Below are 22,203 nucleotides of genomic sequence, written 5' to 3' on the forward strand. Positions count from 1 at the left end.
CGGAGCCGACCCCGACCCGGTGGGGCGGACAGCCGCAAAACGAAGCGGGCCCGGGAGCGTGTGCTCCCGGGCCCGGCGATCGTGCGGTGCTATGACAGCGTCGTGCGGTGCGGCTACGCCGCCGTGTGGCGCGGCTGCGCCTCTGGCGGTGCGGCTACGCCTTGATGCGGCGGCGGCGCACCAGCACGGCGGCCCCGACACCGAGGGCGAGCAGCACGCCCGCGGCACCCAGGCCGGTGACGGGCTCGAAGCCGGTGTTGGCGAGCGAGCCGCTTCCGGTGCCACCGGGGACGGGAACCGGCGTGGCCGGCGTGGTCGGGGTGACCGGGTCGGCGACGACCTCGAACGAGGCGGAGACGGTGCGCTCGCTGCGCACGCCGGTGAGCGTCACCGTGTAGGCGCCGACCGGAGCCGAGGCGATGACGACGGTGCCGGTGTAGCTGCCGTCCTCGTCGTCGGCGAAGACGAGCGGGGCGTCCTCGGCGAACGGCAGGGCCGAACCGTCGGGCAGGGTGACGGCGACGGTGAGCTGCTCGTTCGGGCTGAAGCCCGCGGCGGTCAGCGCGATGCCCGTCGAGCCCGCGGCGGTGACGGTGGTCGAGGCCGGGTCGACACTCAGCGCGAGCGGGATGAGCGGCACGGGAGCGTCGGCGAAGGTGAAGAACACGCCGATCGGGGTGATGCCGGGGATCGGGTCGCCGTTCGCGTCGTAGTTGTAGACGTCGGCTCCGGTGCCGAGCGAGCCCGGCTCGAGGCGGCTGAAGTCGGTGGCGACCGAGTAGGTGCCGTCCTCTCCGACGGTGGCGACGCCGGCCTCGGCGGTCGAGCCCGAGCGGGCGCCGTAGAGCACGACAACGGTGGTGCCCGGGGTGGCGGTGCCGGTGAAGGCGGGGGTCGCGGTGTCGACGACGTCGAGCACGGCGGGCGAGACGACCGTGAACGGGTCGGCCGGGTTCGGGGCCACGGCGAGGTCGAAGGTCAGCGGGATGCTGACGACGACCTCGTCCTCGGGGGTGAGTTCGGAGACGGTCGCGACGACGGTGGTCTCGGCGAGGCCGAGCTGGTCGAAGTTGCCGTAGACCGACCAGGTGCCGTCGTCCTCGCCGGTGCCCTCGGTGAAGACGGCGGGCTGCAGTGAGCCGTCGCCGCTGACGTACTGCACGTCGACGTGGTTGCCCGGGGTGAGCCCGGTGCCGTCGAGCTGGGCGACGTTCGGGAACGCCTCCGGCACGTCCTGCTGACCCTGCGTCGGGCTGGTGACCGCGAAGGTGTCGGCGGCCGCGTTCGCCGCGGTGGCCGTGCCGAGAAGCGGCAGGGCCAGCACGGCGAGGCCGGCGCCGAGGGCGGCCCAGCGGGCGCCGGGACGGCGCCGGGACGGAGGTGTGGTGTGCATCGGTGCTCCAACTCTCAAGGTGACCCGCGGGGATCGTCCGTGTCCGAGAGCGCGAGAGCGCGTCCGGTGGTGCCTGCGGTGAGCCCACGGTATCCGCCCCACCGAGATGCCGTAAATGGGCTGAGAGCCTTCAAATTGTGATGTCGTCGTTATCTGGATATACCCAGGTTCGAGGGCTGGCTACTGTGGCGAGAGTTGCTGATCCAGACGGCACGAACGACGATGGAGAGTTCGCATATGTTCGAGAAGAAGTTCCTGACCGAGGTCATCAACCGCAGCGCGGAGACCGAGTTCGACCGCCGCAAACTGCTGGCCGCGGCGGGTATCGCCGGCGTCGGAGTCGGCGCGTCGGTGCTGCTGCCCGCCATGGGAGCCGGTGCCGTGGGCGCCGCTTCCGCCGCGGGAGTGAGCGACGGCTCGATCCTCAACTTCGCCCTGAACCTCGAGTACCTCGAGGCCGAGTTCTACCTGCGGGCGACGACCGGTGCGGGGCTCCCGAGCAGCATGATCTCGGGCAAGGGCACCCCCGGTGGCGTCACCGGCGGCAAGGCCGTGCCGTTCAAGACCGCGAAGATCAAGGCCTACGCCGAGGAGATCGCGGCCGACGAGAAGGCGCACGTCGCGTTCCTCCGCACCGCGCTCGGCTCGGCCGCTGTCGCCCGCCCCGCGATCAACATCAACGAGGCCTTCAGCGCTGCCGCCGCAGCGGCCGGCCTGATCCCGGCCGGCGGAACCTTCGACGTCTACGCCAGCGAGGAGAACTTCCTCCTCGGCGCCTTCGTCTTCGAGGACGTCGGAGTCACGGCCTACAAGGGCGCCGCCCCGCTGATCGCGAACAAGACCTACCTCGAGGCCGCCGCCGGCATCCTCTCGGTCGAGGCCTACCACGCGGGCATCGTGCGCAACGCCCTCTACAACCTCGACCTGCAGGACGCCGCGAACGCCATCTCCGACGCCCGCGACAGCCTCGATCAGGGCACCGACCTCGACCAGGGCATCACGGTCAACGGCAAGGCCAACCTGGTTCCGACCGACAAGAACGGCATCACCTTCAGCCGCACGCCGGCCCAGGTGCTGAACATCGTCTTCCTCAACCCGAAGGCCGTCACCTCCGGCGGTTTCTTCCCGGGCGGCGTGAACGGCGACATCACCACGAGCGGCAGCTAGCTCGCCGCGGGTCCGGCCGCTCGGCGTTGTGGGGACGCCGGGCGGTCGCCCCGTCAACCGGCCAACTCGACCCGGAACGGCGCACCCGTCTTCGCGCGCACCTCGTCGACCGTGACACCCGGGGCGAGCGCCCGCAGCGCCAGCCCGTCGGCCTCGACGTCGAACACGGCCAGGTCGCTGACGATGCGGTCGACGACTCCCGCGCCGGTGAGCGGCAGGTCGCACTCGGCGACGATCTTCGGGCTGCCGTCCTTCGAGACGTGGTCGGTGACCACGATCACGCGCGGGGTGCCGGCGACGAGGTCCATCGCGCCGCCCATGCCCTTCACGAGCTTGCCCGGGATGGTCCAGTTCGCGAGATCGCCGTTCGCCGCGACCTGCAGCGCCCCGAGGATGGCGGTGGCCACATGCCCGCCGCGGATCATCCCGAAGCTCGTCGCCGAGTCGAAGTAGCTGCCGCCTGGCAAGAGGGTCACCGTCTGCTTGCCGGCGTTGATCAGGTCGGCGTCCTCCTCGCCCTCGAACGGGAACGGCCCCATGCCGAGCAGCCCGTTCTCGCTCTGCAGGGTCACCCGCACGCCCGCCGGCAGGTTGTTGGCGACCAGGGTCGGGATGCCGATCCCCAGATTGACGTACTGCCCGTCCTCGAGCTCGGCGGCCGCGATCGCCGCCATCTCGTCCCGCGTCCAGCTCATGCCGCACTCCGCACGGTGCGCTGCTCGATCTGCTTCTCGCGCTCGGTCGCGGTCACCAGCCGCTGCACGAAGATGCCCGGCGTGACGATCGCGTTCGGATCGAGCCATCCCTCGACCACCTCCTCTGCCTCGGCGACGGTGATCCGGCCGGCGGTCGCGACGAGCGGGTTGAAGTTGCGGGCGGTGTGCCGGTAGACGAGGTTGCCCTCGGCGTCGGCTCGCCAGGCGTGCACCAGGGCGAGGTCGGCGACGATGCCGCGCTCGAGCACGTACCGCTCGCCGTCGAAGGTCTCGACGGGCTTGCCCTCGGCGACCGGGGTGCCGACTCCGGTCTTCGTGTAGAAGCCCGCGATGCCGGCGCCGCCCGCGCGCAGGCGTTCGGCGAGGGTGCCCTGCGGGGCGAACTCGACCTCGAGCTTGCCGTCGAGGTACTGCTGGGCGAACATCCGGTTCTCGCCGACGTACGAGGCGATCACCTTCGCGACCTGCCGGTTCTCGAGCAGCAGTCCGAGGCCCTTGCCGTCGACGCCCATGTTGTTCGACACGATGGTGAGGTCTCGGGCGCCGGTGTCGCGCAGCGCCTCGATCAGGTCGGTGGGGTTGCCGCTCAGTCCGAAGCCGCCGACGGCGACCACCATCCCGTCGCGCACCACGTCCTGCAGGGCCTCGGATGCACTGCTCCAGCTCTTGGCCATACGGCACTCCTTCGTGTCCACGTGGTGGTCGCTGCCCACCGCTCCTCGTACGGTAGAACGGCCGCGGCGGCCGGTCAACGCCGCCTCTCGCAGTCTGGGCGTGCGCATCCGCTAGTCTCACCATATGGACAAGGTCGCCCGTCACCATGGCTGAGCACACCCCGGGGGCGCAGCTGGTCTCGCGCGTCTCCCGCGTGCTGAAGACCGTCGCGGAGTACCCCGACGGCGTCACCGCCGCGGCCGTCTCGCACGCCACCGGCCTCACCCGCCCCACCACGCACCGCCTGCTCGCCTCGCTCGCGGCCGAGGGCCTCGTCGACCACGACACCGCTCGGGGCCGCTGGTTCCTGGGGCCCGAGCTCTACCTGCTCGGCACGCTCGCGGCCGGCCGCTACGACATCCCGCAGGCGGCGCGCGACTCGGTGCGGCGGCTCGCGCAGCAGACGGGGGAGAGCGCGTTCTTCTCGGCCCGCCGTGGCACCGAGACGGTGTGCCTGCTGAGGGAGGAGGGGAGCTTCCCGGTGCGTTCGTTCGTGCTGCACGAGGGGGTGCGGTTCCCTCTGGGCGTGGCGTCGGCGGGGCTGGCGATCCTGTCGTTCCTGCCGGCTGGCGAGGTGTCCGACTATCTCGCCACGGCCGACCTCCCGCGCCGATGGGGCGCCGGGCACGCGACCCCGGCCCTCCTCGAGCGCGTCGCCGCCACCCGCGAGACGGGCTACGCGGTGAACCCCGCGCTCATCCTCGAGGGCAGCTGGGGCATGGGTGCCGCCGTCTTCGACGCCGCCGGCCGCCCGGCCTGGGCGCTCAGCCTCACGGGCATCGAGCCGCGCTTCCGCCCCGACCGCCGCCCCGAGCTCGGCCGTCTCCTCCTCGACGAGGCCCACCGGCTGGGCGCCGCCCTCGCCTCGCCAGCGCCTCGCCGCCACTAGCACCAGCGCGCCACTGGCAGGCCGCCGCGACTAGCGCCGCAGGGCGCGAGTCGACTCGCCTTCGACGAGCTCGACCGGGAGCACGGCCCGGCCGCCCTCGCCGCCGGCGAGCATCTCCGCCAGGTAGTCCATGGCGCGAGTCGCAATCGCGCCCCAGTCCTGGCGGATCGTGGTGATCGTCGGCGAGATCTTGCGCGTCCAGCCGATGCCGTCGTAGCCGCAGAGCAGCAGATCGCCCGGAACGGAGCGGCCCGCCTGCTGCGCCTCGAACAGGGCGCCGACGGCCTGCATGTCGCTCACCGCGAAGACCGCGTCGACACCCGGGTCGATCTCGAGCAACTCGTACATCGCCGACTGTCCGCCGTCCATGCCGTAGACGTCGCCGACGACGTGCACGACCTCGTCGGCCACGCCGCGATCGCGGAGCCCGGCGAGGAACCCCTCCCGGCGCTCCTGCGTCGACGGCAGGTAGCCGGCACCCCCGATCATGCCGAAGCGCGTTCCGCCGCGCTCGACGAGGTGGTGCGCGGCCGCCCGTCCGCCACCGAAGCTGTCGGTGCGCACCGAGGCGCCGATCAGCGCCGAGTCGGCGGGCTCGTCGCAGGTCACGATCGGCACCGGGCTCGCGGCCAGCCGGTGGATGCCCGAGCGGGGCGGCCGGCTCGGCGAGAGCACCACGCCGTCGGTGGTCTCGATCAGCCGCTCCAGTGCCTCCAGCTCCTGGGCCGGCTCGTAGTCCGAGCTCGCGAGCACCAGCGACCAGTCGCGCAGCTGCCCCTCGCGCTCGAAGGCGTGGGCCAGCTCGGCATAGGCGGGGTTCCGCACGTCGGGCAGCACGATCCCCACCGTGACGTGCTCCGTGCGCCGAGCCCGCGCCGAACCACCCCGCGGGTAGCCGATCAGCTTCGCCGCGTCGAACACGCGCTCGCGCAGCTCGGCGCTGACGCCGCGCTTGCCCGAGAGGGCGTTGCTCGCGGTCGCGAGGCTCACGCCGGCGGCCTTCGCGACCTCTTGCAGTGTGGGGGTGCGGCTGGGGCTCTGCGCTTCGGTCATCGCGGGTACTCGAACCCGGCGAGCTCCCCGATCGCCTCGGCGAGGGCGGTGGTCTGGGCGTCGAGGGCGGCCCGGCCCCACTCGGCGCTCGCCCCGGTCGGGTCGCCGATCACGCCCGACTCCGAGAGGTCGTCGGTGTGCCAGGGCAGCCCGATGCCGCCGAACAGGGAGACATGGGTCAGTCCGGCGAGCGACTCGGTGATCGCGAGCCCGTCGGGGGTGGCCGCCGGGAGATCGACGGCTGCCGGGTCGAGCGCGAGCATCACGCTGGTCTCGTAGAAGCCCGCGTGCACGTCGAGCGCGGGCACGGGCATCCGCTCGACCAGCTCGCGGGGCAGGGCCAGCTCGGGAGCGTGGACGACGTAGGTGCGCACGCCGCAGTCGGCATGGATGTCGCGCGCGACCACGCGCAGAAGATCGGGGTTGCCACCGTGCGCGTTCACGAAGATCAGCGTACCCACGCCGCTGGCCGCCACGGACCGGCCGAGGTCGAGACAGACGCCGAGCAGCGTGCTGGTCGAGAGCGAGACGGTGCCCGGCCGCCCCAGGTGCTCGGGCGACAGGCCGTACGAGAGCACCGGCAGCAGCCAGCTCGGCACGCTCTCGGGCAGCCTCTCGACGGCACCGCGGGCGAGGGCCTCGGCGATCTCGGCGTCGGTGGTGACGGGCAGATGCGGGCCGTGCTGCTCCACCGCGCCGATCGGCTGCACGGCGACCGCCCCGGCCGCGGCGAGAGCGGCGACGGCGGGTGACGTGATGCCGCTCATGCTCACAGACCGATCAGGATGCGCGCCTCGGCTCGCTCGGCCCCGCCGTCGTACACCCCGCGAGACGCCAGCGACTGCGCCTCGGCGCCCACCGTGCGCTCGCCGCGGGCCCACATGCAGGCGTGCTCGGCGGTGAGGTGCACGAGCACGCCCTTGGCGCCCAGGGTCTCCGAGACGGTCTCGGCGATCTCGTCGGCGAGGCGCTCCTGCATCTGCGGCCGGGCCGCCAGCACGCGGATCATGGCGTCGAAGTCGCCGATCCCCGCGAGCATCCGGTCGGGCAGGTAGGCCACCGAGATGACCCCCTTGAACGGCAGCAGGTGGTGCTCGCACATCGACGAGTAGGGCACGTCGCGCACCGAGACTGGGCCGGGGTAGACACCCTCGATGGGCTCTCCGCCGCCGAGCGCCTTACCCGGGTCGCCGTCGAGCCCCGAGTACAGGTCGAGCCCGGCGTGGGCGACCCGGCGCGGGGTGTCGAGCAGGGTGGGGTGATCGACGTCGAGGCCGATGGCGGCCATGTAGTCGCGCACGGCTCGCTCGGCGGCGATCAGGTCGGGGGTGGTGGTGGCGGATGCCGGTGCGGTGGCGGTGGCCGTGTCCATGGCGGTGTCCTGCTTTCTGCGGGGCTGGTGGGGCGGTTTCGGTGAGGGGCTCGGGGCGGTGGGGGCGTCTAGCGGGGCCCACATCGGTCGGCGGGTCAGTGGAACAACAGCTGCGTCGCCCGGTCGACGTGCTGGTGGAACTCGGGGGTCGAGATCATCTCGATCGTGCGAGGCCGGGGAAGGTCGACCTCGATCACCTCGCGGATCGTGCCGGGCCGCGGGCTCATCACGGCGACGAAGTCCGACAGGAAGACGGCCTCCTGGATGCCGTGCGTGACCATCACGGTGGTCGCCTGCTGCTCCATCCAGAGCCGCTGCAGCTCGATGTTGAGCTTCTGCCGGGTCATGTCGTCGAGGGCGCCGAACGGTTCGTCGAGGAAGAGCACGCTCGGTTTCAGCGCGAGCGCCCGGGCGATCGACACGCGCTGGCGCATCCCGCCCGAGAGCTGCCAGGGCTTCGCATCGGCGAAGGCCTCGAGCCCCACGAGCTGCAGCAGCTCGGTCGCCCATTCCCGGTCGTAGGGCACGCCGGCCACCTCGAAGGGCAGGCGCACGTTCTTCTCGACGCTGCGCCAGGGCAGCAGCGCGTGGTCCTGGAAGGCGATGCCGAGGCTCTTCTCCTTGCGCAGCTCGGCAGGATGCTTGCCGTGCACGGTCGCGTCGCCGCTCGTCGGGGTGTCGAGGCCGGCGAGGATCCGGAGGATCGTCGACTTGCCGCATCCACTCGGCCCGAGCAGCGACAGGAACGACCCCTTCGGCGTCGTCAGGTCGACGTCGGAGACCGCGACGACCGGGCCGGAGCGGGTGCCGAAACTGCGGGTCAGCCCGCTCAGGCGTACGCCCGTGTCAGTGAGGGTGGTCGTGCTCAGTGGCTCGTTGATCGTCATCGGAGGCCTCCTCGGCGGGCGAGTGCGGATTCGGGGGGATAGCGGCCGGCCAGCACCAGCCGCTCGAGCAGCACCACCAGCCCGTAGGCCACGAGAGCCAGGGCGATGGTGACGACCACGAGCGTCCAGAGCAGGCCGTAGTCGGAGTACGAGCGGCTGGTCAGCAGGTTCGCGCCGAGCCCCTCGAACGAGAACAGGAACTCGTACAGGGTGGCGGCCGAGATCACGGCCGGGGCGGCGATCTTGAGCCCGGCGAACAGGTAGGGCAAGGCGGCCGGCAGCTGCACGATGACCAGCAGCTTCGCCCGTCCGCCGCCGTAGGCGTGCACGAGGTCGACCGTCTCGGGGCTGGCGGCCGAGAGCCCGGCACCGAGGTTCATCAGCAGAGGGAAGAAGGTCACGACACCGGCGATCACCGCGGCCGTCACGACTCCCGCACCGAAGACCGCGTAGATCACGGGCGCCATGGCGATCAGCGGCACCGTCTGCAGCACCAGCGCGATCGGCAGGAACATCGCCCGCAGCGTGCGCGACACCGACAGCAGCACGCTGCCGACGAGCCCGAGCGAGACGCCGAAGACCAGCCCGATGCCGGCGTGGTAGACAGTCACCCCGATCATCGGCACCAGGGCCGCGCGGCGCTCGGCGGCCGACTCGGGCGAGAAGGTGCCGTCGACGAAGAGATAGTTCCAGACATCGACGGGTGACTTGGTGAGGTAGGCGTTGACGTTCGTGACCGAGATGGCGAGCTGCCAGCCGGCGAGCAGAACGACGAGCGTCACCACGGTCGTGATCAGAGCGGGGGCGGATGCTCGGAGCCGCGATCCGGCGGAGCGGCGCTCCGGCGTCCCGGCGCTCATCGCAGCGCTCCCGCGGTCTGGGCCGAGGTGTGCGCCGTCCACGGTGCGAGCCACCGGGCCAGCAGCGCGATGGCGCCGTACCCCAGCGCCGACACCGCACTCGCCAGGATGGCGATCGCCCACATGCCGACGTAGTCGCCCGCGTACTGCTGCGAGATCAGCAGCCGCCCGGCGCCGGAGTCGACGCCCACGGCGAAGAACTCGCCCGTCATGGCGCCGAGGAAGGCGGCCGGGGCGCCGATCTTGAGGGCCGACAGCAGTGCCGGGATGGCGGCGATCAGTCGCACCTTGCGGATGGCGGTGAGGGTGCCGCCACCGTAGGCGTGCACGAGATCGAGCTGGGCGGGGCTCGTGGCACGCAGGCCGAGCAGCACGCCGATGATCATCGGGAACTCCACGGCGAGAAGGGCGAGCACGACGCTCACGGCCCGGCTGCCGGTGGGGGAGAGCAGCACCACGATCGGGCTGATGGCGGCGATCGGGATGCACGCGGCCACCACGCCGAGCTGGTTCGCGAACGACTCCAGCGGGGGAGCGAGCAGCACGAGCACCCCGAGCACGAGCGCGGCGGCGACGGCGAGCAGGTAGCCGGTCAGGGCGGCGCCGGCGGTGGCGCCGATCCCGCTCCAGTAGGCGGGGTCGACGAGGTCGGCGCCCACGCGGTCCAGGGCGGCAAGTGGGGGAGGAACGGCTCCGTAGCTGCCGTTCGGGCGGGTGAAGCCGAACGTGGCGACCAGGTGCCAGAGCACGAGGATCACCACCAGACCGCCGGCGCCCAGAAGGGCCGGCGCCGGCGGCTGGCGTCTCATCATTCGGGAACGGTGAAGCCCGGCACCAGCTCGGGGTTCTCGTCGTAGACCTCCTGCAGAAGCGTGAGGTCGAAGAGGGATTCGGTGCTCGTGTCGATGCCGGCGGCACCGAGCGACTCGACGGCCTGGTCGGCGAGCTCGGGCGTGATCGTGAAGATGCCGTCCTTCACCGTGTCGTCGGTCAGCATGAACGAAGGCAGCACCGTGGCCGAGCTGAGCTGCAGCGCCGGGTCCAGGTCGTTCTCGTCGCCGCCGTACTCCATGGCGATGTCGGCGATGCCCTGCGGACCGTCGGTCAGGCCGGAGTTCCAGCCCTGGATGACCGACTTCATCAGCGCCTTCAGAGCCTCCCGGTCGTTCTCGAGGGCATCCTTCGTCACCACGACCGCATCGCCCATCTGGGCGTAGCCGGCGTCGGAGAACGACAGGGTCACGGCGTCGCCGCCCGCGGCTTCGACGGCCAGCGGATAGTTCGTCAGGAAGCCGATCAGCGCATCCACGTCGCCGTTCATCAGCGGATCGATGCCCGCGGGCACCGACGCGAACGTGACGGTGTCGGCCGGCAGGTCGTTGGCCTTCAGCACGGCCTCGACGGCGAGCTTGCCGCCCGCGTCGACGCCGATGGTCTTGCCGGCCAGGTCGTCGATCGAGCTGATCGGGTCGCCCGCGAGCGAGACGAAGCCCACGGGGCTCTTCACGAACTGGGCGCCGATGATCGCGAGCGGTGCCCCGTCGTTGATCGCCCCGGTCACGCCGGTGAGGTCGGAGGCGAGGCCGATCATGGCCTGGCCGGTGAGCACGGTGTCCCACGAGTTCGTGGTGCCGCCACCGGCGATGACGTCGACCGAGTCGAAGCCGTTCTCGGTGTAGTCGCCGTCCTTATCGGCGTAGAAGTAGCCGGCGAACTCGTAGTTCTTGATCCAGCTGAGGGCGATGCCGGCGTCACCGAAGCCGTCGGCGCCGGCGGCGCCCGACTCGGGGGTGGCCGCCGGTGCACTGCTGGAGCAGGCAGCCAGCGTGACGGCGAGGGTGAGCCCCGCCACCGCGGCGAGGCCGCGGGTGGTGCGGCGGGCTGCGGGGTGGGAAGCAGTGGTGCGAGTGCGGGAAGACGTGGTGCGGGAGAACGTGGAGCGGGTGCGGGTGGTGCTCGTGTAGCGCGCCTCGGGGTGTGTGGCGCGCTGGGTCGGGTTCGTCATAGAGACCTCCATCTCGATCGCAGGACCACGCCCAACGTAAACCTTTTACGTTTCGTGAAATCGTTCCTCCTGTTTCACCCACGTTTCATTTCTTCCGTGCTAGCATCTGCTATCACTTCGGAGGTGGAGATGGCAGCGATCGTGGTGCGCAACCTCGACGACGACGTGCAGCGCCGGCTCAAGGAGCGGGCCGCTCAGAACCACCGCTCGATGGAGGCAGAGGCTCGGGCGATCCTGACGTCGGCCGTGTCAGGGTCGGGGTTCGTGCGCGCGTGGCTCGAGCTCGGGGCCACTCAGCAGGGCAACGATCTGGTGCTGCCTCCGCGCTCCGCTCCGCGGTCGATCGACCTTTCGTGATCGACCTCTCGTGATCGTCCTCGACACGAACGTGCTGAGCGAGCCGCTGCGCCGACGCCCGTCGCCGGTGGTCATCGACTGGCTCGCGTCCCTGCGTGAGCCCGCTGCCATCTCGGCGGTGACGGTCGCCGAACTGCTCCGCGGCGCCCGGCTGCTGCCCGACGGCCGGCGGCGCGACGAGCTGGTGGCGGGCATCGAGGCGACCGTGCGCGCGTTCCGCCACGACGTGCTCCCCTTTGACGAGCGCTCCGCCCGCGCCTATGCCGAGCTCAACGAGCATCGCTCGCGAGTGGGCCGGCCGCTCTCGGTCGAGGACGGCATGATCGCCGCGACCTGCCTGACCTTCGGCGCGACGCTCGCGACCCGCAACGTCCTCGACTTCGAGGGCCTCCGCATCGATGTCGTCGACCCCTGGCTGGGCTGAGGGAACCCGCTCCGGCCGAGGTGCGGGAGAGCGCTCGCCGTAACGCAGAGTCATCCAGGGCCCGATCGCGCAGCGCCGCCGTAGCCTGATCAGGCAGTGCGCACAACGAGGCCCCGGGTCACGCCTGCGACACCTTATCCGTGGAGTCGCGTCATCGCGGCTTCCCTACTCGAGGAGCTCACCGCCATGGTCACCATGATGAACGCCCGCACCGCCCGCACCGTCAGCACCGGAATGACCGGCCTCACCGGAACCACGCGGGCGGAGTCGTGTCGATGACGAACGTGGCCTTCTCGATCGACAGCACCCGCCTGGACGAGGACTACAGTCCCCTCCCGAACTCCCGCATCACCACCAATTTCGCCAATCTGGCCCGGGGTGAGAAGCGCCAGGAGAACCTCCGCAACACGTTCGCGATGATCGACGAACGCACGAACCGACTGGCCCGTCGTGACGACACCGATGGCGCGCGGTACTCGGTCGAACTCGAGATCATCTCCGTCAGCGTCGACATCGACGGCGAAGGGCTCGGCGACGCCGTCCCGCTGATCGAGGTGCTCCAGACGACCATCGTCGACCAGCTGACCGGTGAGCGCCTCGAAGGCATCGTGGGGAACAACTTCTCGTCCTACGTGCGCGACTACGACTTCAGCATCCTACTCCCGGCGCACGCCGCGCATCCTGGAGCCGAAGGCCTGCCGGAGGACTTCGGCGACCTGCACGGCCAGCTGTTCAAGGCCTTCCTGCGGTCGGACGCCTACGCCCGGCGCTTCGCCAAGTCGCCCGTCATCTGCCTCAGCGTCTCGAGCAGCCAGACCTACCAGCGCACCGAGAACGAGCATCCGGTGCTGGGTGTCGAGTACCGGCAGAGCGCGTACTCGGCGACCGACGCCTACTTCGAGAAGATGGGGATGCGCGTGCGCTTCTTCCTGCCGCCGGGCAGCGCTGCCCCGCTGGCTTTCTACCACCTCGCCGATCTGACCGGCGACTACAGCGACCTCGAGCTCGCGGCCACGATCGGCACGATGGAGACGTTCCAGAAGATCTACCGACCGGAGATCTATGCCGCGAACCACACGGCGGGAGAGAGCTACCGGCCGAGCCTGACGAACCCCGACTTCACGAGGACGCCGATCACCTACGACCGCGAGGAGCGCAGCCGCCTGGCGCTCGAGCAGGGCCGGTTCGCCGAGGAGTACTTCATCGAGCCGCACCGGGCCGCCCTCGCCGAGTGGTCGACCGACTTCGCAAGCCGCGATCTCGCCCTGCAAGGAGGCCGCTCATGACGAAGCTCCTCCCCACCTCCACCGCCGGCAGCCTCCCCAAGCCCGTCTGGCTCGCCGAACCCGAGAAGCTCTGGTCACCCTGGAAGCTCGACGGCGACGAGCTGGCCGAAGGCCGGCGCGACGCGCTGCGGCTGTCGCTCGCCGACCAGCAGCAGGCGGGTATCGACATCGTCAGCGACGGCGAGCAGACCCGTCAGCACTTCGTCACCACCTTCATCGAGCACCTCGGCGGAGTCGACTTCGTGAACCGCGAGACGGTCAGGATCCGCGATCGCTACGACGCCTCCGTCCCGACCGTCGTCGGCGCCGTGACCCGCGAGAAGCCCGTCTTCGTCGACGACGCCCGGTTCCTCCGCGCCCAGACCGACCAGCCCATCAAGTGGGCGCTGCCCGGCCCCATGACCATGGTCGACACCCTCTACGACGCCCACTACGGCAGCCGCGAGAAGCTGGCCTGGGAGTTCGCGGTCGCCCTCAACCAGGAGGCCAGAGAGCTCCAGGACGCGGGGGTCGACATCATCCAGTTCGACGAGCCCTCGTTCAACGTCTTCTTCGACGAGGTGAACGACTGGGGCGTGGCCGCGCTGGAGCGCGCGATCGAGGGCCTCACCTGCGAGACCGCGGTGCACGTCTGCTACGGCTACGGCATCAAGGCCAACACCGACTGGAAGGCGACGCTCGGCGCGGAATGGCGCCAGTACGAGGCGATCTTCCCCAAGATCCAGGCGTCGGACATCGACATCGTCTCGCTCGAGTGTCACAACTCGCACGTGCCGATCGATTTGATCGAGCTCATCCGGGGCAAGAAGGTGATGGTCGGCGCGATCGACGTGGCGACTAACACAGTCGAGACCCCCGACGAGGTCGCCGACACCCTGCGCCGGGCCCTCCAGTTCGTAGACGCCGACAAGCTCTACCCCTCAACCAACTGCGGCATGGCCCCCCTGCCCAGAACCGTGGCCCGCGGCAAGCTCGCCGCGCTGGGCGCCGGGGCGGCCCTCCTCCGCTCGGAGCTCTCGGCCTAGGCCTCGGTCTCGGGGGCGCCGCTCACACGCCGAGAGACGAGCGGATGCGCGCGACGACCTCGTCCGCGTCGACCACGCCTGCGCCCCCGACGACGACCGGCCGCTCGTCGGCGCCCGGTACCTCGAACCCGTCGAGATGGCGGGCGAGCACCCCCGGCTGCACATCGTGCCGCACCGGATCCGCGCGGTTCACCCGCACCCGCCGCTCGATCTCGTCCCGAGGCGTGTCGACGAAGACGAGCGCGAACGCGGCACCCGCCTCGCGCGCGAACTCCCTCCACCCGTCCCGCAGGAACCGCATCGAGCTCGTGTCGTCGAGCACGACCGATCGCCCGCGCGCGAGCAGCGCCCCGACCTCGTCGCGGGCGATCCCGTGGGTGCGCTGCCACTCCTCGACGGGGACTTCGTGCCCGCTCGCCAGCCCGCGCCGCTCGTTGATGGCGTCGAGGCTCACGACCTCGGCGCCCCACCTCGTGGCGAGCGCGGCGCCGAGCGTCGACTTCCCCGAGAAGCTGCGCCCGCACAGCACGATCAGGATGGGTAGGTCACTCATCACGGCGGGTCGGCCTCTCCTTGCCAGAAGTTCCAGCGGTAGCCCCACGGGTCGGTGACCATGAGTGTGATCGGCCCGTACGGTTGCTGGGCCGGCTCCTCGACGTCCAGCCCCGGTTCGGCGGCGACGACCCGTGCGTGCAGCGCGGCGACGTCGTCGACGTGCACGATCACGAGCGCCCCGCCGCCTTCGGCAGCGCCCGGCGCCCGCCCTGAGATCGACACCCGGCTGAGGCCCACCCGGATGTCCGCCTCCCGCGTCACGTCCCCGCCCATCCGCCACCGCGTCGACGGCCCGAACCCGAGCACCCGCTCGAGCCACTCGATCGCCGCATCGGCATCCTCGTAGTAGAGGTACGGAACGACCTCGGTGAATCCCATGGTCACCCTCCTTCGCGCACTGTCGCCGTGGCGATCCTCCTCCGCTCACGGCCCACGCGAAACCCCTCCGCCGTCACTCGCTCGGGCGGCGGGTTCACTGCTCGGTCGGGCGGCGGGTTCAGCGCTCGATCTCGGGCGGTAGCAGCCGCCAGCCGCCGAGATGGACGAGCTGCTCGGCATCCGCCTTCTTGCGCCGCTGCACCCGCAGGAACAGCAGCACCGAGATCACCACCATCACGATGCCGACGGCGAGCGAGATGACGCCGCCGGACACCGAGTCCTCGGAGAAGAAGAAGATTCCACCGAGGATCACGAAGAAGCCGAGCAGCGAGAGCAGGAACGCCAGCACGGTGCGCAGCCGCTGCACCGACACCACCCAGGCCGCCAGCATCTCGGCGGCGAGCCCCCGCCTCCGCACCTCGGGATCCTCACGCGCCCGCTCCTCGAGCCAGCGGGCACCGAGCCGCCGGAGGTGGCGCTGCTGCGCATCCGACGCGGCGCACCAGCCGATGTAGAAGAGCAGCCCGAGGACCCCGGGCCCCACGATGAGCGCGGCCATGAGGTCGTCGTCCATCGAGCCGAGCGGCCCGCCGCCCGACTCCTCGCGCACCACGGCGAACACCAGGGTCAGGGCGGCGACGCCCAGCGCCAGGATCATCAGCCAGAAGAACAGGCGCCGAACCGGGCGCGCGCGGCCGGGCTCGGCGGCGAGCATGCGCTCGGCGTGCTGGTCATCGGCGGCCCATTCGCTCACCAGCCGGTCGGCCTCACGCTGGGAGATTACGGCGTGATCGCCGGTTCGGTTCGGTCGACGACGGTCGGATGCCGGAGGCAGGTAGGTGGCCGGTTCCCGCTCCGGTGTCGCGGGGTCGGGGTTGCCGACCCGGTCGTCGGTTCGGGCTTCGTCGAGGTCTGCGTCGGCGTCGGCAGCGGCATTGGCGTCGGTATCAGCATCGGCGCCCAGCTCGGCGAGCAACGTCTCCCGCCCGACCCGCGACTTGCCGCCGCCCGAGGTGAGGGAGACAGCGGCAGCGCGCTGCCGATCGGACAGCCGGGGACCGCCTTCATCTCCGAGCGGGCTCGTCTGCGCATCCGGAACCACCAGTGGCAGCTCGCGCACGAACCGCGCCAGATCCTTCACACCGGCCGCGTCGAGCCCCTTCATCGGACGCCCCGCGACGAGCAGCCGCACCGACGGCCCCTCGGTCGAGACGAAGCGATAGACGACGTAGGCCGCGGTGCCGCTCGAGCTCAGCGACCGCCACGCCTCGGTGATGGTGTCGATCGGCACGCGCCGGCCGCGCAGCTCGGCCGCACGCTCGCCGGGATACCAGACGATGCCGCCGTACGCCACGTGCAATCCGATGAGGAGTCCGCCCCCGAGCAGCGCCCACGCCGTGAGGAGCCCGAGCAACCAGCTCCACTCGCCCACACCGAGCGCCACGTAGGCGGCGGCCGGGAAGGAGGCGAGCACGGCGCTGCCCACGCCGGTCACCACCAGGATCAGCTTCCAACTCGCTCGCGCCGGACTCCGCCCGATGCGGACCGCGTCTTCCCCTGTCGACACTGCCATGTCTCCACCGTCTCACAGCCCGCAACCGCCTGCCCGTCGGCCCGCCTTGATCGTCACAGAACGCACCCTCGGGAATGCCACAGCCTCCACGGAGTTGCACCACCTCATGACCTCGAACGAGTTCGCCTCACCCGGCACCGCCAGCACGGCCACGATCTCCGCGCCGGCCGCGGGCTCCGGCACTCCCACTGCTAGGAACACCCGCCCGTCCCACACGGGCACGACTCCCACCCCCACCTCCTGGCTCGGCGTCATCTCCCTGGGCCTCGGGGTCTTCGCCATCGTCATGGCCGAGTTCCTCCCGGCAAGCCTCCTCACCCGAGTGGCCGCCGACCTCGGCGTGACCGAAGGCGTGGCCGGACAGTCCGTCAGCGTCACGGCCATCGTTGCCGCTATCGCGGGCCTGACCATCCCCGTGCTCCTCCCTCGCGTCGACCGCCGCTACCTCATGCTCGGCCTCTCGGCCCTGGCCGTCGTCTCCGACCTCCTCGTCGCCATCGCCCCCAGTTACTCCGTGCTCCTCCTGGCCCGCGTGCTGCTCGGCATCTCCCTCGGGGGATTCTGGGCCCTCGCCATCTCCATCACCGCCCGCCTGGTGCCCGCCGACCGCCTCGGCCGCGGCCTCACGGTGGTGAACGTCGGCGTCTCGCTGGCGACCGTCGCCGCCATCCCGCTCGGAACCTGGCTCGGCGAGCTCTGGGGCTGGCGCGCCGTCTTCGTGCTCGCTGCAGTCGTCGGCGTGGTCGCGGTCGTCGTGCAGCTGCTCGTTCTGCCGAGCGTACGCTCGACCGGCGCCCCGGGCTTCCGCCCGCTGCTCGCCACCCTCCGTTCCCGCTTCATCCTGCTCGGCCTCCTCGCCACCGCCCTCATCGCCGCCGGCCACTTCACCGGCTTCACGTACATCCGACCAGCGGCCACCGACATCGGCGGTCTCGACCCCTCGCAGCTCTCGCTGCTGCTCGTCGTCTACGGCATCGCGGTCACGGCGGGCAACCTCGTGGCGGGCCCCCTCGCAGACAAGCGGATGCGCGTCGCCGTCCTCCTCTTCCCCGTCCTCCTCGGCGCGGCGATGATCACCTTCGCTCTCGCGGGTTCGACGGCGCCCGGTCTGATCGCCGCGGTCGCGGTCTGGGGCCTCGGCTTCGGAGCCGTGCCCACCACCCTCACCACGTGGATGGCCCGTGCCGAACCCACCCGCCTCGAGAGCGTCGGCGGCCTCCAGTCGGCCACGTTCCAGGTGGCGATCGCCCTCGGCGCCATCATCGGCGGCCTCCTGGTCGACGGCATCGGCGTGCAGACGGCCCTCATCACGGGCGGCGTCTCGGCGGCCCTCGGCGCCCTCCTCCTGGTCTCCCTCAAGCCCCGCCCGGCGGCCCTCTGAGGGTCCGCCCGGCCGCCTCCGACCGTGAAGGCGTACCCGGGCGATCTCAGTCGGGGAGTGGGCGGCCCACCGATCGAGGGTCCGGCCCTGGCTCGACTTCCGCAACGGGATGCGACGCCCTGATGGATGCAAGCATTTTGCGGGCTGCAGCGTCGGCCCGGACATTGTCCTCCAGTTCGTCCATAGCCGCGATCACCAGATCGCGTGCGACATCTGCGGCAGATCGTCCGGTGACGTCGACCAACGCCGAGAACCGCGCTTGCTCGGCTGAACCCAATTCAATGGTCACCCTCTGCGCGCCTGCACTCAGGCGTTGTGCGCTCGCGTGGGGGCGGCTGTGGTTTGCACGAGGGGCACGCTTCGGCATGGTTGTCCTACTTTCGCGGTCGTCGGAACGGCGTGAGTGTAGGGATTGCGGCCACTATAGAGGCGATCGCCGACATCCGGCCTTCCGGTCCCCGCCACCGCGCTCAGATCGACCGGATCAACCCTGAAGAACCTGCCCCACATCGACCTGGCAATCACCGGCGTCGCTCCTCAGAGCGAGCCGCATCACCTGGTGCCACGCCTGGTCTTCGCGGCCGAACGTGACTCGCACAGCCTCGAACGAGTACGGGAGGTCGGGGTTCATTGGTCGCACCTCGAACCGAACGGACCCCTGGACGGTCGCCCCGATGAACTGTTTCGACGACACGATCGCGTTCGAACTGCCGAGGGGGTCGATACCTCTGATGTACCAGACCGGTCCCGTGCTGCCGGCTTGCTCCAGCGGAAGGGTGACCGTCGTCGTACTGCCTCGCACCGCTGACACCACCGAGCACTCCGCCTGCTGGGAGGTGTCGGCGTAAACCGGGGCGTCCTGCGGCATCACGAGAAGCAGGAACAACCCGGAGAAGAGCATGGGAACAGCGAGCACGAGAGCTACGCCGCTCAGCACAGCCCCCGTGAGCCGAAGGGGTTCGGCCGACCGGAGCTCCCGCCGGTGCCTCGATCCGCGCCTGACCACGCCTGATTCTGGCACGACCGCCCGAACGAGCCCGAGGATTCAGGTACTCAGGCCGTCAGGTTCTCGAGGTCGGCGAGCAGACGGGGGTGCGTCGGCTCCCAGCCGAGCTCCGCGCGCGTGAGAGCGCTCGACGCCGGCTGGTCGGTCGCGAAGACCGGGCCGATCGGGCCGAAGTCCTCGAGGGGGCGCGGTTCGACCGGCAGCCCGAGGCGCCGCCCGATCACCGAGACGATGTCGAGCACCGTGTCGCCCTCGTCGTCGACCGCGTGCCATGCCCGCCCGGCAGGCGAGCCCTCGAGTGCGAGCCGGAACAGCACCGCCGCGTCCAGCGCGTGCACGGCCGGCCACCGCTGCGCCCCGTCGCCCGGGTAGCCCGCGACCCCGGCCTGGCGCGCGAACTGCGTCAGCAGTCCGGCGAACCCGCCCTGCCCCTCGTTGTGCACGGTGCGGGGGAGACGGATGGCCGAGCTGCGCACTCCGCGCGACGAGAGGCCGAGCATCCGCTCTACGGAGATGCCGCGCCCGCCGACCGGCCCGTCGAGGGGCAGCGGGTCGTTCTCGGTCGACGCGCGCCCCGGGATCCACGGCGTGCCCGACACCGTGACGAACGGCTTGCCCGTGCCGACGAGGGCGTCGCCCAGGGTGGAGAGGGCGGCCGACTCCTCGGCGACGTTCTGCGCGAGGGCCTCGGCCGAGGTGAAGTCGTTGCCGAATGCGAGGTGGATGACCCCGTCGGCGTCGGCGGCCGACGACCGCAGCACGTCGAGGTCGACGAGCGAACCGCGCACGGTGGCTGCACCGGCTGCAGAAGCCGCGGCCGCCGACCCGTCCGAGCGGGTGAGAGCGGTGACGGAGTGCCCGTTCGCGAGCAGTTCGGCCACGACGGCCGAGCCGATGAGTCCGGTTGCCCCGGTGATGAAGACGCGCATGAGAGACCTCCACAGATGATGCGACTGATGTCCCATCACCGTAGCACCTCGATGGGACAAGTGTCGCATCACGTAGAATGACCTCATGCCCAGATGGAAACCGGATGCGCGCGACCGCCTCGTCGAAGCGGCCCTCGACCTCTTCACCGAGCAGGGCTACGACGAGACGACGGTCGCGCAGATCGCCGAGCGCGCCGAGCTGACCCGCAGCACGTTCTTCCGGCACTTCAGCGACAAGCGGGAACTGCTCTCGGCCGGGCAGGAGATGCTCAGCGGCCTGCTCGCCGAGGGGATCCGCGAGGCTCCGGCCGAGGCGACCCCACTCGAGGCGGTGGCCGCAGGACTCGCGCGCGCATCCGGTGCGATGACCGACTTCAACCGCGGCCTCGGCCCCCGCCTGCACGCGGCCATCGACGCGAACGAGGAGCTGCGTGCCCGCAACGCGATGAAGAGCATCGGCCTGGCGGCGGCGATGGCGGATGCGCTGCGAGCCCGCGGCGTCAGCGACACGGCCGCGCAGGTCGCCGCCGAGCTCGGCGTGCTCGCCTTCGGCCTCGGCTATCGCCGCTGGTCGGATCCGGCGCACGACGACACCCCGGGCGAACTGGCCACCTACGCGGCGGCCGCCTTCACCGAACTCCGAGCGGCAGCCGCCGAGCTTCGCTGAGCCCTCGAGGGGCGCGATCGCTCAGCGCGTCGCGGCGAGGAACCTCTCGATCACGGCGAACGTCGCTGCCGGCTGCTCGAGGTGGGGGAGATGCCCGGCCAACTCGACCTCGGCGAACTCGGCACCGGGCACGGCGGCCGCCATCGCGCGCCCGTACGCCGGAGTGACGACGCGGTCGCTCGCGCCCCACACCACCAGCGTCGGCACACTCACTACATCGAGCCGGCCGAGGAGCGTCGGGTCGGCCATCCCGCCCCCGGCGATCGCCTTCATCGCGCGGGCGTTGCCGGCCAGCATGGCTCGCTGCTCGTCGGAGAACCCCGCCGGATCCATGAACCCCAGCGAGGCGTCGTGCCACGCGAGCTCGGCGAGCTGCCGAGGGCTGAGCGAGAAGAAGTCGGCGATCGGCTCGCCCGCGACCTCGACGCCCACCGAGTCGATGACGATCACCGACCCGATCAGGTCTTCGAAGCGCGGGTCTTTCGCCGCTTGCACCGCCATCTCGAGCGCGATCCACCCACCGATCGACGACCCGACGACGGTCACCGCACCCTCGCCCGGCTCCTCGGCCAGCAGCTCGAGGTAGTCGGCGGCGAGCTGCGACACCGAGGTCAGCGACTCGGGCAGCGCCGTACCCTCCCACCCCGGATGCGTCGGCGTGAGCACCCGCCGCCCTTCTCCGAGATGCCCGACGAGAGGCGCGACCGTGCGCGGCCCGCCACCCCCGTGCAGCACAAGGGCGAGGGGCCGCCCGACCTCGCCGACCTCGACGACGGATGCGCGGGATACGAACTCCAGAACCATGACCACTCCAAATCAACATGTTTATACAAACCTGCTGATACGGTAGCACCATGCCCACCGATCTGGAACTGCTCGGCCAAGCGCTCAAGCGGGCGCAGTACCGAAACCACCGCACGATGGACACCGCCCTCCAGGACGTCGGCGTCAGCCTCGTGCAGTGGGACGCCCTCCGCGCCATCGACCAGGCGCCCGGCGCCTCCGCTCACGCCCTGGCAATCGCGACCTTCCAGAGTGACCAGGCGTTCGGCACCCTCGCCACCCGCCTCGTCGCGCGCGGCCTCGTCGCCCGCACCCCCGGCCACGGCCGCCGCCTCGAGCACACCCTCACGCCCGCCGGCGCCGACGCCCTCGCGGCCGGCCGCCGCATCGCGGCCGCCCAGCTCCCCGCCCTCTTCGCCCCCCTCGACGAACCCCAGCGCTCAGCCCTCTTCGAGGCCCTGACGGCCCTCACCTTGGTCTGAAGATGTCCGTGCCCTGGCGACAAGCCATGGGCGCTCGTCGCCTTTTGCTTCCGCCACCAGCTCGAGGTCGTGACGAGTCTGCATCTTGGTCCAGAAGCGATCCGACGTGTCGAACGTTCGAGCGAGCCGCGACGCGATATCGGGGGAAATGTCGCGCCTGCCCAGAATGATCTCGCTGATCCGCGATGCCGGCACATTGATCGCCTGCGCCAGCCTCAACTGGCTGACGCCCATTGGCTTCAGAAACTCCTCAAGAAGAACCTCGCCCGGGTGAATCGGATCATGTTCGGTTACCACGGTC

27 protein-coding genes are annotated in these 22,203 nt (G+C 70.9%); 9 read left to right on the top strand and 18 right to left on the bottom strand.

The genetic code is table 11. The features are described 5' to 3' along the window. Positions 1-154: 154 nt before the first annotated feature. A complete protein-coding gene (locus tag HQQ85_RS00435; RefSeq protein ID WP_173180550.1) occupies positions 155-1,393 on the bottom strand; it encodes a hypothetical protein in 1,239 nt (412 codons plus the stop codon). Between the two features lie 237 nt (positions 1,394-1,630). On the opposite strand from HQQ85_RS00435, the gene HQQ85_RS00440 reads away from it, so the two are divergent. After that, positions 1,631-2,560: a ferritin-like domain-containing protein gene (locus HQQ85_RS00440; RefSeq protein WP_173180551.1), complete on the top strand. Its 930-nt coding sequence runs from the start codon at positions 1,631-1,633 to the stop codon at positions 2,558-2,560. Between the two features lie 53 nt (positions 2,561-2,613). On the opposite strand, the gene HQQ85_RS00445 is transcribed toward HQQ85_RS00440, so the two are convergent. Beyond that, positions 2,614-3,255: a CoA transferase subunit B gene (locus HQQ85_RS00445; protein ID WP_173180552.1), complete on the bottom strand. Its 642-nt coding sequence runs from the start codon at positions 3,253-3,255 to the stop codon at positions 2,614-2,616. Continuing rightward, positions 3,252-3,950: a CoA transferase subunit A gene (locus HQQ85_RS00450; RefSeq protein ID WP_173180553.1), complete on the bottom strand. Its 699-nt coding sequence runs from the start codon at positions 3,948-3,950 to the stop codon at positions 3,252-3,254. Before HQQ85_RS00450 ends, HQQ85_RS00445 begins: the two co-directional genes overlap by 4 nt. Before the next feature lie 146 nt (positions 3,951-4,096). Here HQQ85_RS00450 and HQQ85_RS00455 point away from each other — a divergent pair, with 146 nt between their 5' ends. Further along, on the top strand, positions 4,097-4,879 hold the full coding sequence (locus HQQ85_RS00455; RefSeq protein ID WP_173180554.1) for an IclR family transcriptional regulator: 783 nt from the start codon (positions 4,097-4,099) through the stop codon (positions 4,877-4,879). A gap of 30 nt (positions 4,880-4,909) precedes the next feature. On the opposite strand, the gene HQQ85_RS00460 is transcribed toward HQQ85_RS00455, so the two are convergent. The 7 genes from HQQ85_RS00460 to HQQ85_RS00490 form a co-directional block, all read right to left on the bottom strand. Continuing rightward, on the bottom strand, positions 4,910-5,932 hold the full coding sequence (locus HQQ85_RS00460) for a LacI family DNA-binding transcriptional regulator (protein ID WP_173180555.1): 1,023 nt from the start codon (positions 5,930-5,932) through the stop codon (positions 4,910-4,912). Continuing rightward, on the bottom strand, positions 5,929-6,699 hold the full coding sequence (locus tag HQQ85_RS00465) for a creatininase family protein (protein ID WP_173180556.1): 771 nt from the start codon (positions 6,697-6,699) through the stop codon (positions 5,929-5,931). Before HQQ85_RS00465 ends, HQQ85_RS00460 begins: the two co-directional genes overlap by 4 nt. Positions 6,700-6,701: 2 nt before the next feature. Then, positions 6,702-7,304, bottom strand: a complete 603-nt coding sequence (gene folE, locus HQQ85_RS00470) for a GTP cyclohydrolase I (protein ID WP_173180557.1) — start codon at positions 7,302-7,304, stop codon at positions 6,702-6,704. A gap of 95 nt (positions 7,305-7,399) precedes the next feature. After that, positions 7,400-8,191, bottom strand: coding sequence for an ABC transporter ATP-binding protein (locus HQQ85_RS00475; RefSeq protein WP_173180558.1), 792 nt, complete (start codon positions 8,189-8,191; stop codon positions 7,400-7,402). Further along, positions 8,188-9,051 carry an ABC transporter permease gene (locus HQQ85_RS00480; protein ID WP_173180559.1) on the bottom strand — a complete coding sequence of 288 codons (864 nt, stop codon included), beginning with the start codon at positions 9,049-9,051 and terminating at the stop codon, positions 8,188-8,190. The genes HQQ85_RS00475 and HQQ85_RS00480 overlap by 4 nt, the downstream gene beginning before the upstream one ends. Beyond that, positions 9,048-9,863 (bottom strand): ABC transporter permease, encoded by an 816-nt coding sequence (locus tag HQQ85_RS00485; protein ID WP_173180560.1) that lies wholly within the window; start codon positions 9,861-9,863, stop codon positions 9,048-9,050. The genes HQQ85_RS00480 and HQQ85_RS00485 overlap by 4 nt, the downstream gene beginning before the upstream one ends. Beyond that, entirely contained in the window at positions 9,860-11,056 is a 1,197-nt protein-coding gene (locus HQQ85_RS00490) for an ABC transporter substrate-binding protein (protein WP_173180561.1), read from the bottom strand. The genes HQQ85_RS00485 and HQQ85_RS00490 overlap by 4 nt, the downstream gene beginning before the upstream one ends. Positions 11,057-11,185: 129 nt before the next feature. Here HQQ85_RS00490 and HQQ85_RS00495 point away from each other — a divergent pair, with 129 nt between their 5' ends. The 4 genes from HQQ85_RS00495 (at position 11,186) to HQQ85_RS00510 (ending at position 14,148) form a co-directional block, all read left to right on the top strand. Next, complete coding sequence (locus HQQ85_RS00495; RefSeq protein ID WP_173180562.1) at positions 11,186-11,413, top strand: Arc family DNA-binding protein; 228 nt, start codon at positions 11,186-11,188, stop codon at positions 11,411-11,413. A gap of 10 nt (positions 11,414-11,423) precedes the next feature. Beyond that, positions 11,424-11,837, top strand: coding sequence for a type II toxin-antitoxin system VapC family toxin (locus tag HQQ85_RS00500; RefSeq protein ID WP_173180563.1), 414 nt, complete (start codon positions 11,424-11,426; stop codon positions 11,835-11,837). Between the two features lie 275 nt (positions 11,838-12,112). Then, on the top strand, positions 12,113-13,123 hold the full coding sequence (locus tag HQQ85_RS00505; RefSeq protein ID WP_173180564.1) for a putative oxygenase MesX: 1,011 nt from the start codon (positions 12,113-12,115) through the stop codon (positions 13,121-13,123). Further along, positions 13,120-14,148, top strand: a complete 1,029-nt coding sequence (locus tag HQQ85_RS00510; protein WP_173180565.1) for a methionine synthase — start codon at positions 13,120-13,122, stop codon at positions 14,146-14,148. Before HQQ85_RS00505 ends, HQQ85_RS00510 begins: the two co-directional genes overlap by 4 nt. Positions 14,149-14,170: 22 nt before the next feature. Here the strand turns inward: HQQ85_RS00510 and HQQ85_RS00515 are convergent, their stop codons facing one another. The 3 genes from HQQ85_RS00515 to HQQ85_RS00525 form a co-directional block, all read right to left on the bottom strand. Beyond that, complete coding sequence (locus HQQ85_RS00515) at positions 14,171-14,701, bottom strand: ATP-binding protein (protein ID WP_173180566.1); 531 nt, start codon at positions 14,699-14,701, stop codon at positions 14,171-14,173. Further along, the gene (locus HQQ85_RS00520) at positions 14,701-15,081 is read right to left on the bottom strand and encodes a glyoxalase/bleomycin resistance/extradiol dioxygenase family protein (RefSeq protein ID WP_173180567.1); all 381 of its coding nucleotides are present in this window, start codon (positions 15,079-15,081) and stop codon (positions 14,701-14,703) included. Before HQQ85_RS00520 ends, HQQ85_RS00515 begins: the two co-directional genes overlap by 1 nt. A gap of 118 nt (positions 15,082-15,199) precedes the next feature. Further along, complete coding sequence (locus tag HQQ85_RS00525) at positions 15,200-16,654, bottom strand: hypothetical protein (protein ID WP_173180568.1); 1,455 nt, start codon at positions 16,652-16,654, stop codon at positions 15,200-15,202. Between the two features lie 106 nt (positions 16,655-16,760). Between HQQ85_RS00525 and HQQ85_RS00530 the strand changes: the two genes are divergently transcribed. Further along, positions 16,761-18,035 (top strand): MFS transporter, encoded by a 1,275-nt coding sequence (locus HQQ85_RS00530; RefSeq protein WP_173180569.1) that lies wholly within the window; start codon positions 16,761-16,763, stop codon positions 18,033-18,035. A gap of 46 nt (positions 18,036-18,081) precedes the next feature. On the opposite strand, the gene HQQ85_RS00535 is transcribed toward HQQ85_RS00530, so the two are convergent. From HQQ85_RS00535 to HQQ85_RS00545, 3 genes are all read right to left on the bottom strand, one after another. Further along, the gene (locus tag HQQ85_RS00535; protein ID WP_173180570.1) at positions 18,082-18,324 is read right to left on the bottom strand and encodes a hypothetical protein; all 243 of its coding nucleotides are present in this window, start codon (positions 18,322-18,324) and stop codon (positions 18,082-18,084) included. Between the two features lie 195 nt (positions 18,325-18,519). Beyond that, on the bottom strand, positions 18,520-19,041 hold the full coding sequence (locus HQQ85_RS00540) for a hypothetical protein (RefSeq protein ID WP_173180571.1): 522 nt from the start codon (positions 19,039-19,041) through the stop codon (positions 18,520-18,522). Positions 19,042-19,088: 47 nt separating this feature from the next. Continuing rightward, positions 19,089-19,970: an SDR family oxidoreductase gene (locus HQQ85_RS00545; protein ID WP_173180572.1), complete on the bottom strand. Its 882-nt coding sequence runs from the start codon at positions 19,968-19,970 to the stop codon at positions 19,089-19,091. A gap of 85 nt (positions 19,971-20,055) precedes the next feature. Here HQQ85_RS00545 and HQQ85_RS00550 point away from each other — a divergent pair, with 85 nt between their 5' ends. Then, positions 20,056-20,637: a TetR/AcrR family transcriptional regulator gene (locus HQQ85_RS00550; RefSeq protein ID WP_173180573.1), complete on the top strand. Its 582-nt coding sequence runs from the start codon at positions 20,056-20,058 to the stop codon at positions 20,635-20,637. 21 nt (positions 20,638-20,658) lie between these two features. Here HQQ85_RS00550 and HQQ85_RS00555 read toward each other — a convergent pair whose 3' ends face one another. Next, positions 20,659-21,441, bottom strand: a complete 783-nt coding sequence (locus HQQ85_RS00555; RefSeq protein ID WP_173180574.1) for an alpha/beta fold hydrolase — start codon at positions 21,439-21,441, stop codon at positions 20,659-20,661. A 50-nt stretch (positions 21,442-21,491) separates the two neighbouring features. Here HQQ85_RS00555 and HQQ85_RS00560 point away from each other — a divergent pair, with 50 nt between their 5' ends. Next, a complete protein-coding gene (locus HQQ85_RS00560) occupies positions 21,492-21,902 on the top strand; it encodes a MarR family winged helix-turn-helix transcriptional regulator (RefSeq protein ID WP_173180575.1) in 411 nt (136 codons plus the stop codon). Here the strand turns inward: HQQ85_RS00560 and HQQ85_RS00565 are convergent. Next, positions 21,861-22,199, bottom strand: coding sequence for a HigA family addiction module antitoxin (locus tag HQQ85_RS00565; RefSeq protein ID WP_371741707.1), 339 nt, complete (start codon positions 22,197-22,199; stop codon positions 21,861-21,863). The two genes, HQQ85_RS00560 and HQQ85_RS00565, sit on opposite strands and share 42 nt — an antisense overlap. Between the last annotated feature and the right edge of the window lie 4 nt (positions 22,200-22,203).

The sequence above is a fragment of the Herbiconiux sp. VKM Ac-2851 genome, assembly GCF_013205105.1.
In the GTDB taxonomy this organism is placed as follows: domain Bacteria; phylum Actinomycetota; class Actinomycetes; order Actinomycetales; family Microbacteriaceae; genus Herbiconiux; species Herbiconiux flava.

Excerpts from the sequence above, each read along its gene's own strand:
- HQQ85_RS00435 (WP_173180550.1), bottom strand. The coding sequence starts at position 1,393 with ATGCACACCACACCTCCGTCCCGGCGCCGTCCCGGCGCCCGCTGGGCC.
- HQQ85_RS00440 (WP_173180551.1), top strand. The coding sequence starts at position 1,631 with ATGTTCGAGAAGAAGTTCCTGACCGAGGTCATCAACCGCAGCGCGGAG.
- HQQ85_RS00445 (WP_173180552.1), bottom strand. The coding sequence starts at position 3,255 with ATGAGCTGGACGCGGGACGAGATGGCGGCGATCGCGGCCGCCGAGCTC.
- HQQ85_RS00450 (WP_173180553.1), bottom strand. The coding sequence starts at position 3,950 with ATGGCCAAGAGCTGGAGCAGTGCATCCGAGGCCCTGCAGGACGTGGTG.
- HQQ85_RS00455 (WP_173180554.1), top strand. The coding sequence starts at position 4,097 with ATGGCTGAGCACACCCCGGGGGCGCAGCTGGTCTCGCGCGTCTCCCGC.
- HQQ85_RS00460 (WP_173180555.1), bottom strand. The coding sequence starts at position 5,932 with ATGACCGAAGCGCAGAGCCCCAGCCGCACCCCCACACTGCAAGAGGTC.
- HQQ85_RS00465 (WP_173180556.1), bottom strand. The coding sequence starts at position 6,699 with ATGAGCGGCATCACGTCACCCGCCGTCGCCGCTCTCGCCGCGGCCGGG.
- folE (WP_173180557.1), bottom strand. The coding sequence starts at position 7,304 with ATGGACACGGCCACCGCCACCGCACCGGCATCCGCCACCACCACCCCC.
- HQQ85_RS00475 (WP_173180558.1), bottom strand. The coding sequence starts at position 8,191 with ATGACGATCAACGAGCCACTGAGCACGACCACCCTCACTGACACGGGC.
- HQQ85_RS00480 (WP_173180559.1), bottom strand. The coding sequence starts at position 9,051 with ATGAGCGCCGGGACGCCGGAGCGCCGCTCCGCCGGATCGCGGCTCCGA.
- HQQ85_RS00485 (WP_173180560.1), bottom strand. The coding sequence starts at position 9,863 with ATGATGAGACGCCAGCCGCCGGCGCCGGCCCTTCTGGGCGCCGGCGGT.
- HQQ85_RS00490 (WP_173180561.1), bottom strand. The coding sequence starts at position 11,056 with ATGACGAACCCGACCCAGCGCGCCACACACCCCGAGGCGCGCTACACG.
- HQQ85_RS00495 (WP_173180562.1), top strand. The coding sequence starts at position 11,186 with ATGGCAGCGATCGTGGTGCGCAACCTCGACGACGACGTGCAGCGCCGG.
- HQQ85_RS00505 (WP_173180564.1), top strand. The coding sequence starts at position 12,113 with ATGACGAACGTGGCCTTCTCGATCGACAGCACCCGCCTGGACGAGGAC.
- HQQ85_RS00510 (WP_173180565.1), top strand. The coding sequence starts at position 13,120 with ATGACGAAGCTCCTCCCCACCTCCACCGCCGGCAGCCTCCCCAAGCCC.
- HQQ85_RS00515 (WP_173180566.1), bottom strand. The coding sequence starts at position 14,701 with ATGAGTGACCTACCCATCCTGATCGTGCTGTGCGGGCGCAGCTTCTCG.
- HQQ85_RS00520 (WP_173180567.1), bottom strand. The coding sequence starts at position 15,081 with ATGGGATTCACCGAGGTCGTTCCGTACCTCTACTACGAGGATGCCGAT.
- HQQ85_RS00525 (WP_173180568.1), bottom strand. The coding sequence starts at position 16,654 with ATGGCAGTGTCGACAGGGGAAGACGCGGTCCGCATCGGGCGGAGTCCG.
- HQQ85_RS00530 (WP_173180569.1), top strand. The coding sequence starts at position 16,761 with ATGACCTCGAACGAGTTCGCCTCACCCGGCACCGCCAGCACGGCCACG.
- HQQ85_RS00545 (WP_173180572.1), bottom strand. The coding sequence starts at position 19,970 with ATGCGCGTCTTCATCACCGGGGCAACCGGACTCATCGGCTCGGCCGTC.
- HQQ85_RS00550 (WP_173180573.1), top strand. The coding sequence starts at position 20,056 with ATGCCCAGATGGAAACCGGATGCGCGCGACCGCCTCGTCGAAGCGGCC.
- HQQ85_RS00555 (WP_173180574.1), bottom strand. The coding sequence starts at position 21,441 with ATGGTTCTGGAGTTCGTATCCCGCGCATCCGTCGTCGAGGTCGGCGAG.
- HQQ85_RS00560 (WP_173180575.1), top strand. The coding sequence starts at position 21,492 with ATGCCCACCGATCTGGAACTGCTCGGCCAAGCGCTCAAGCGGGCGCAG.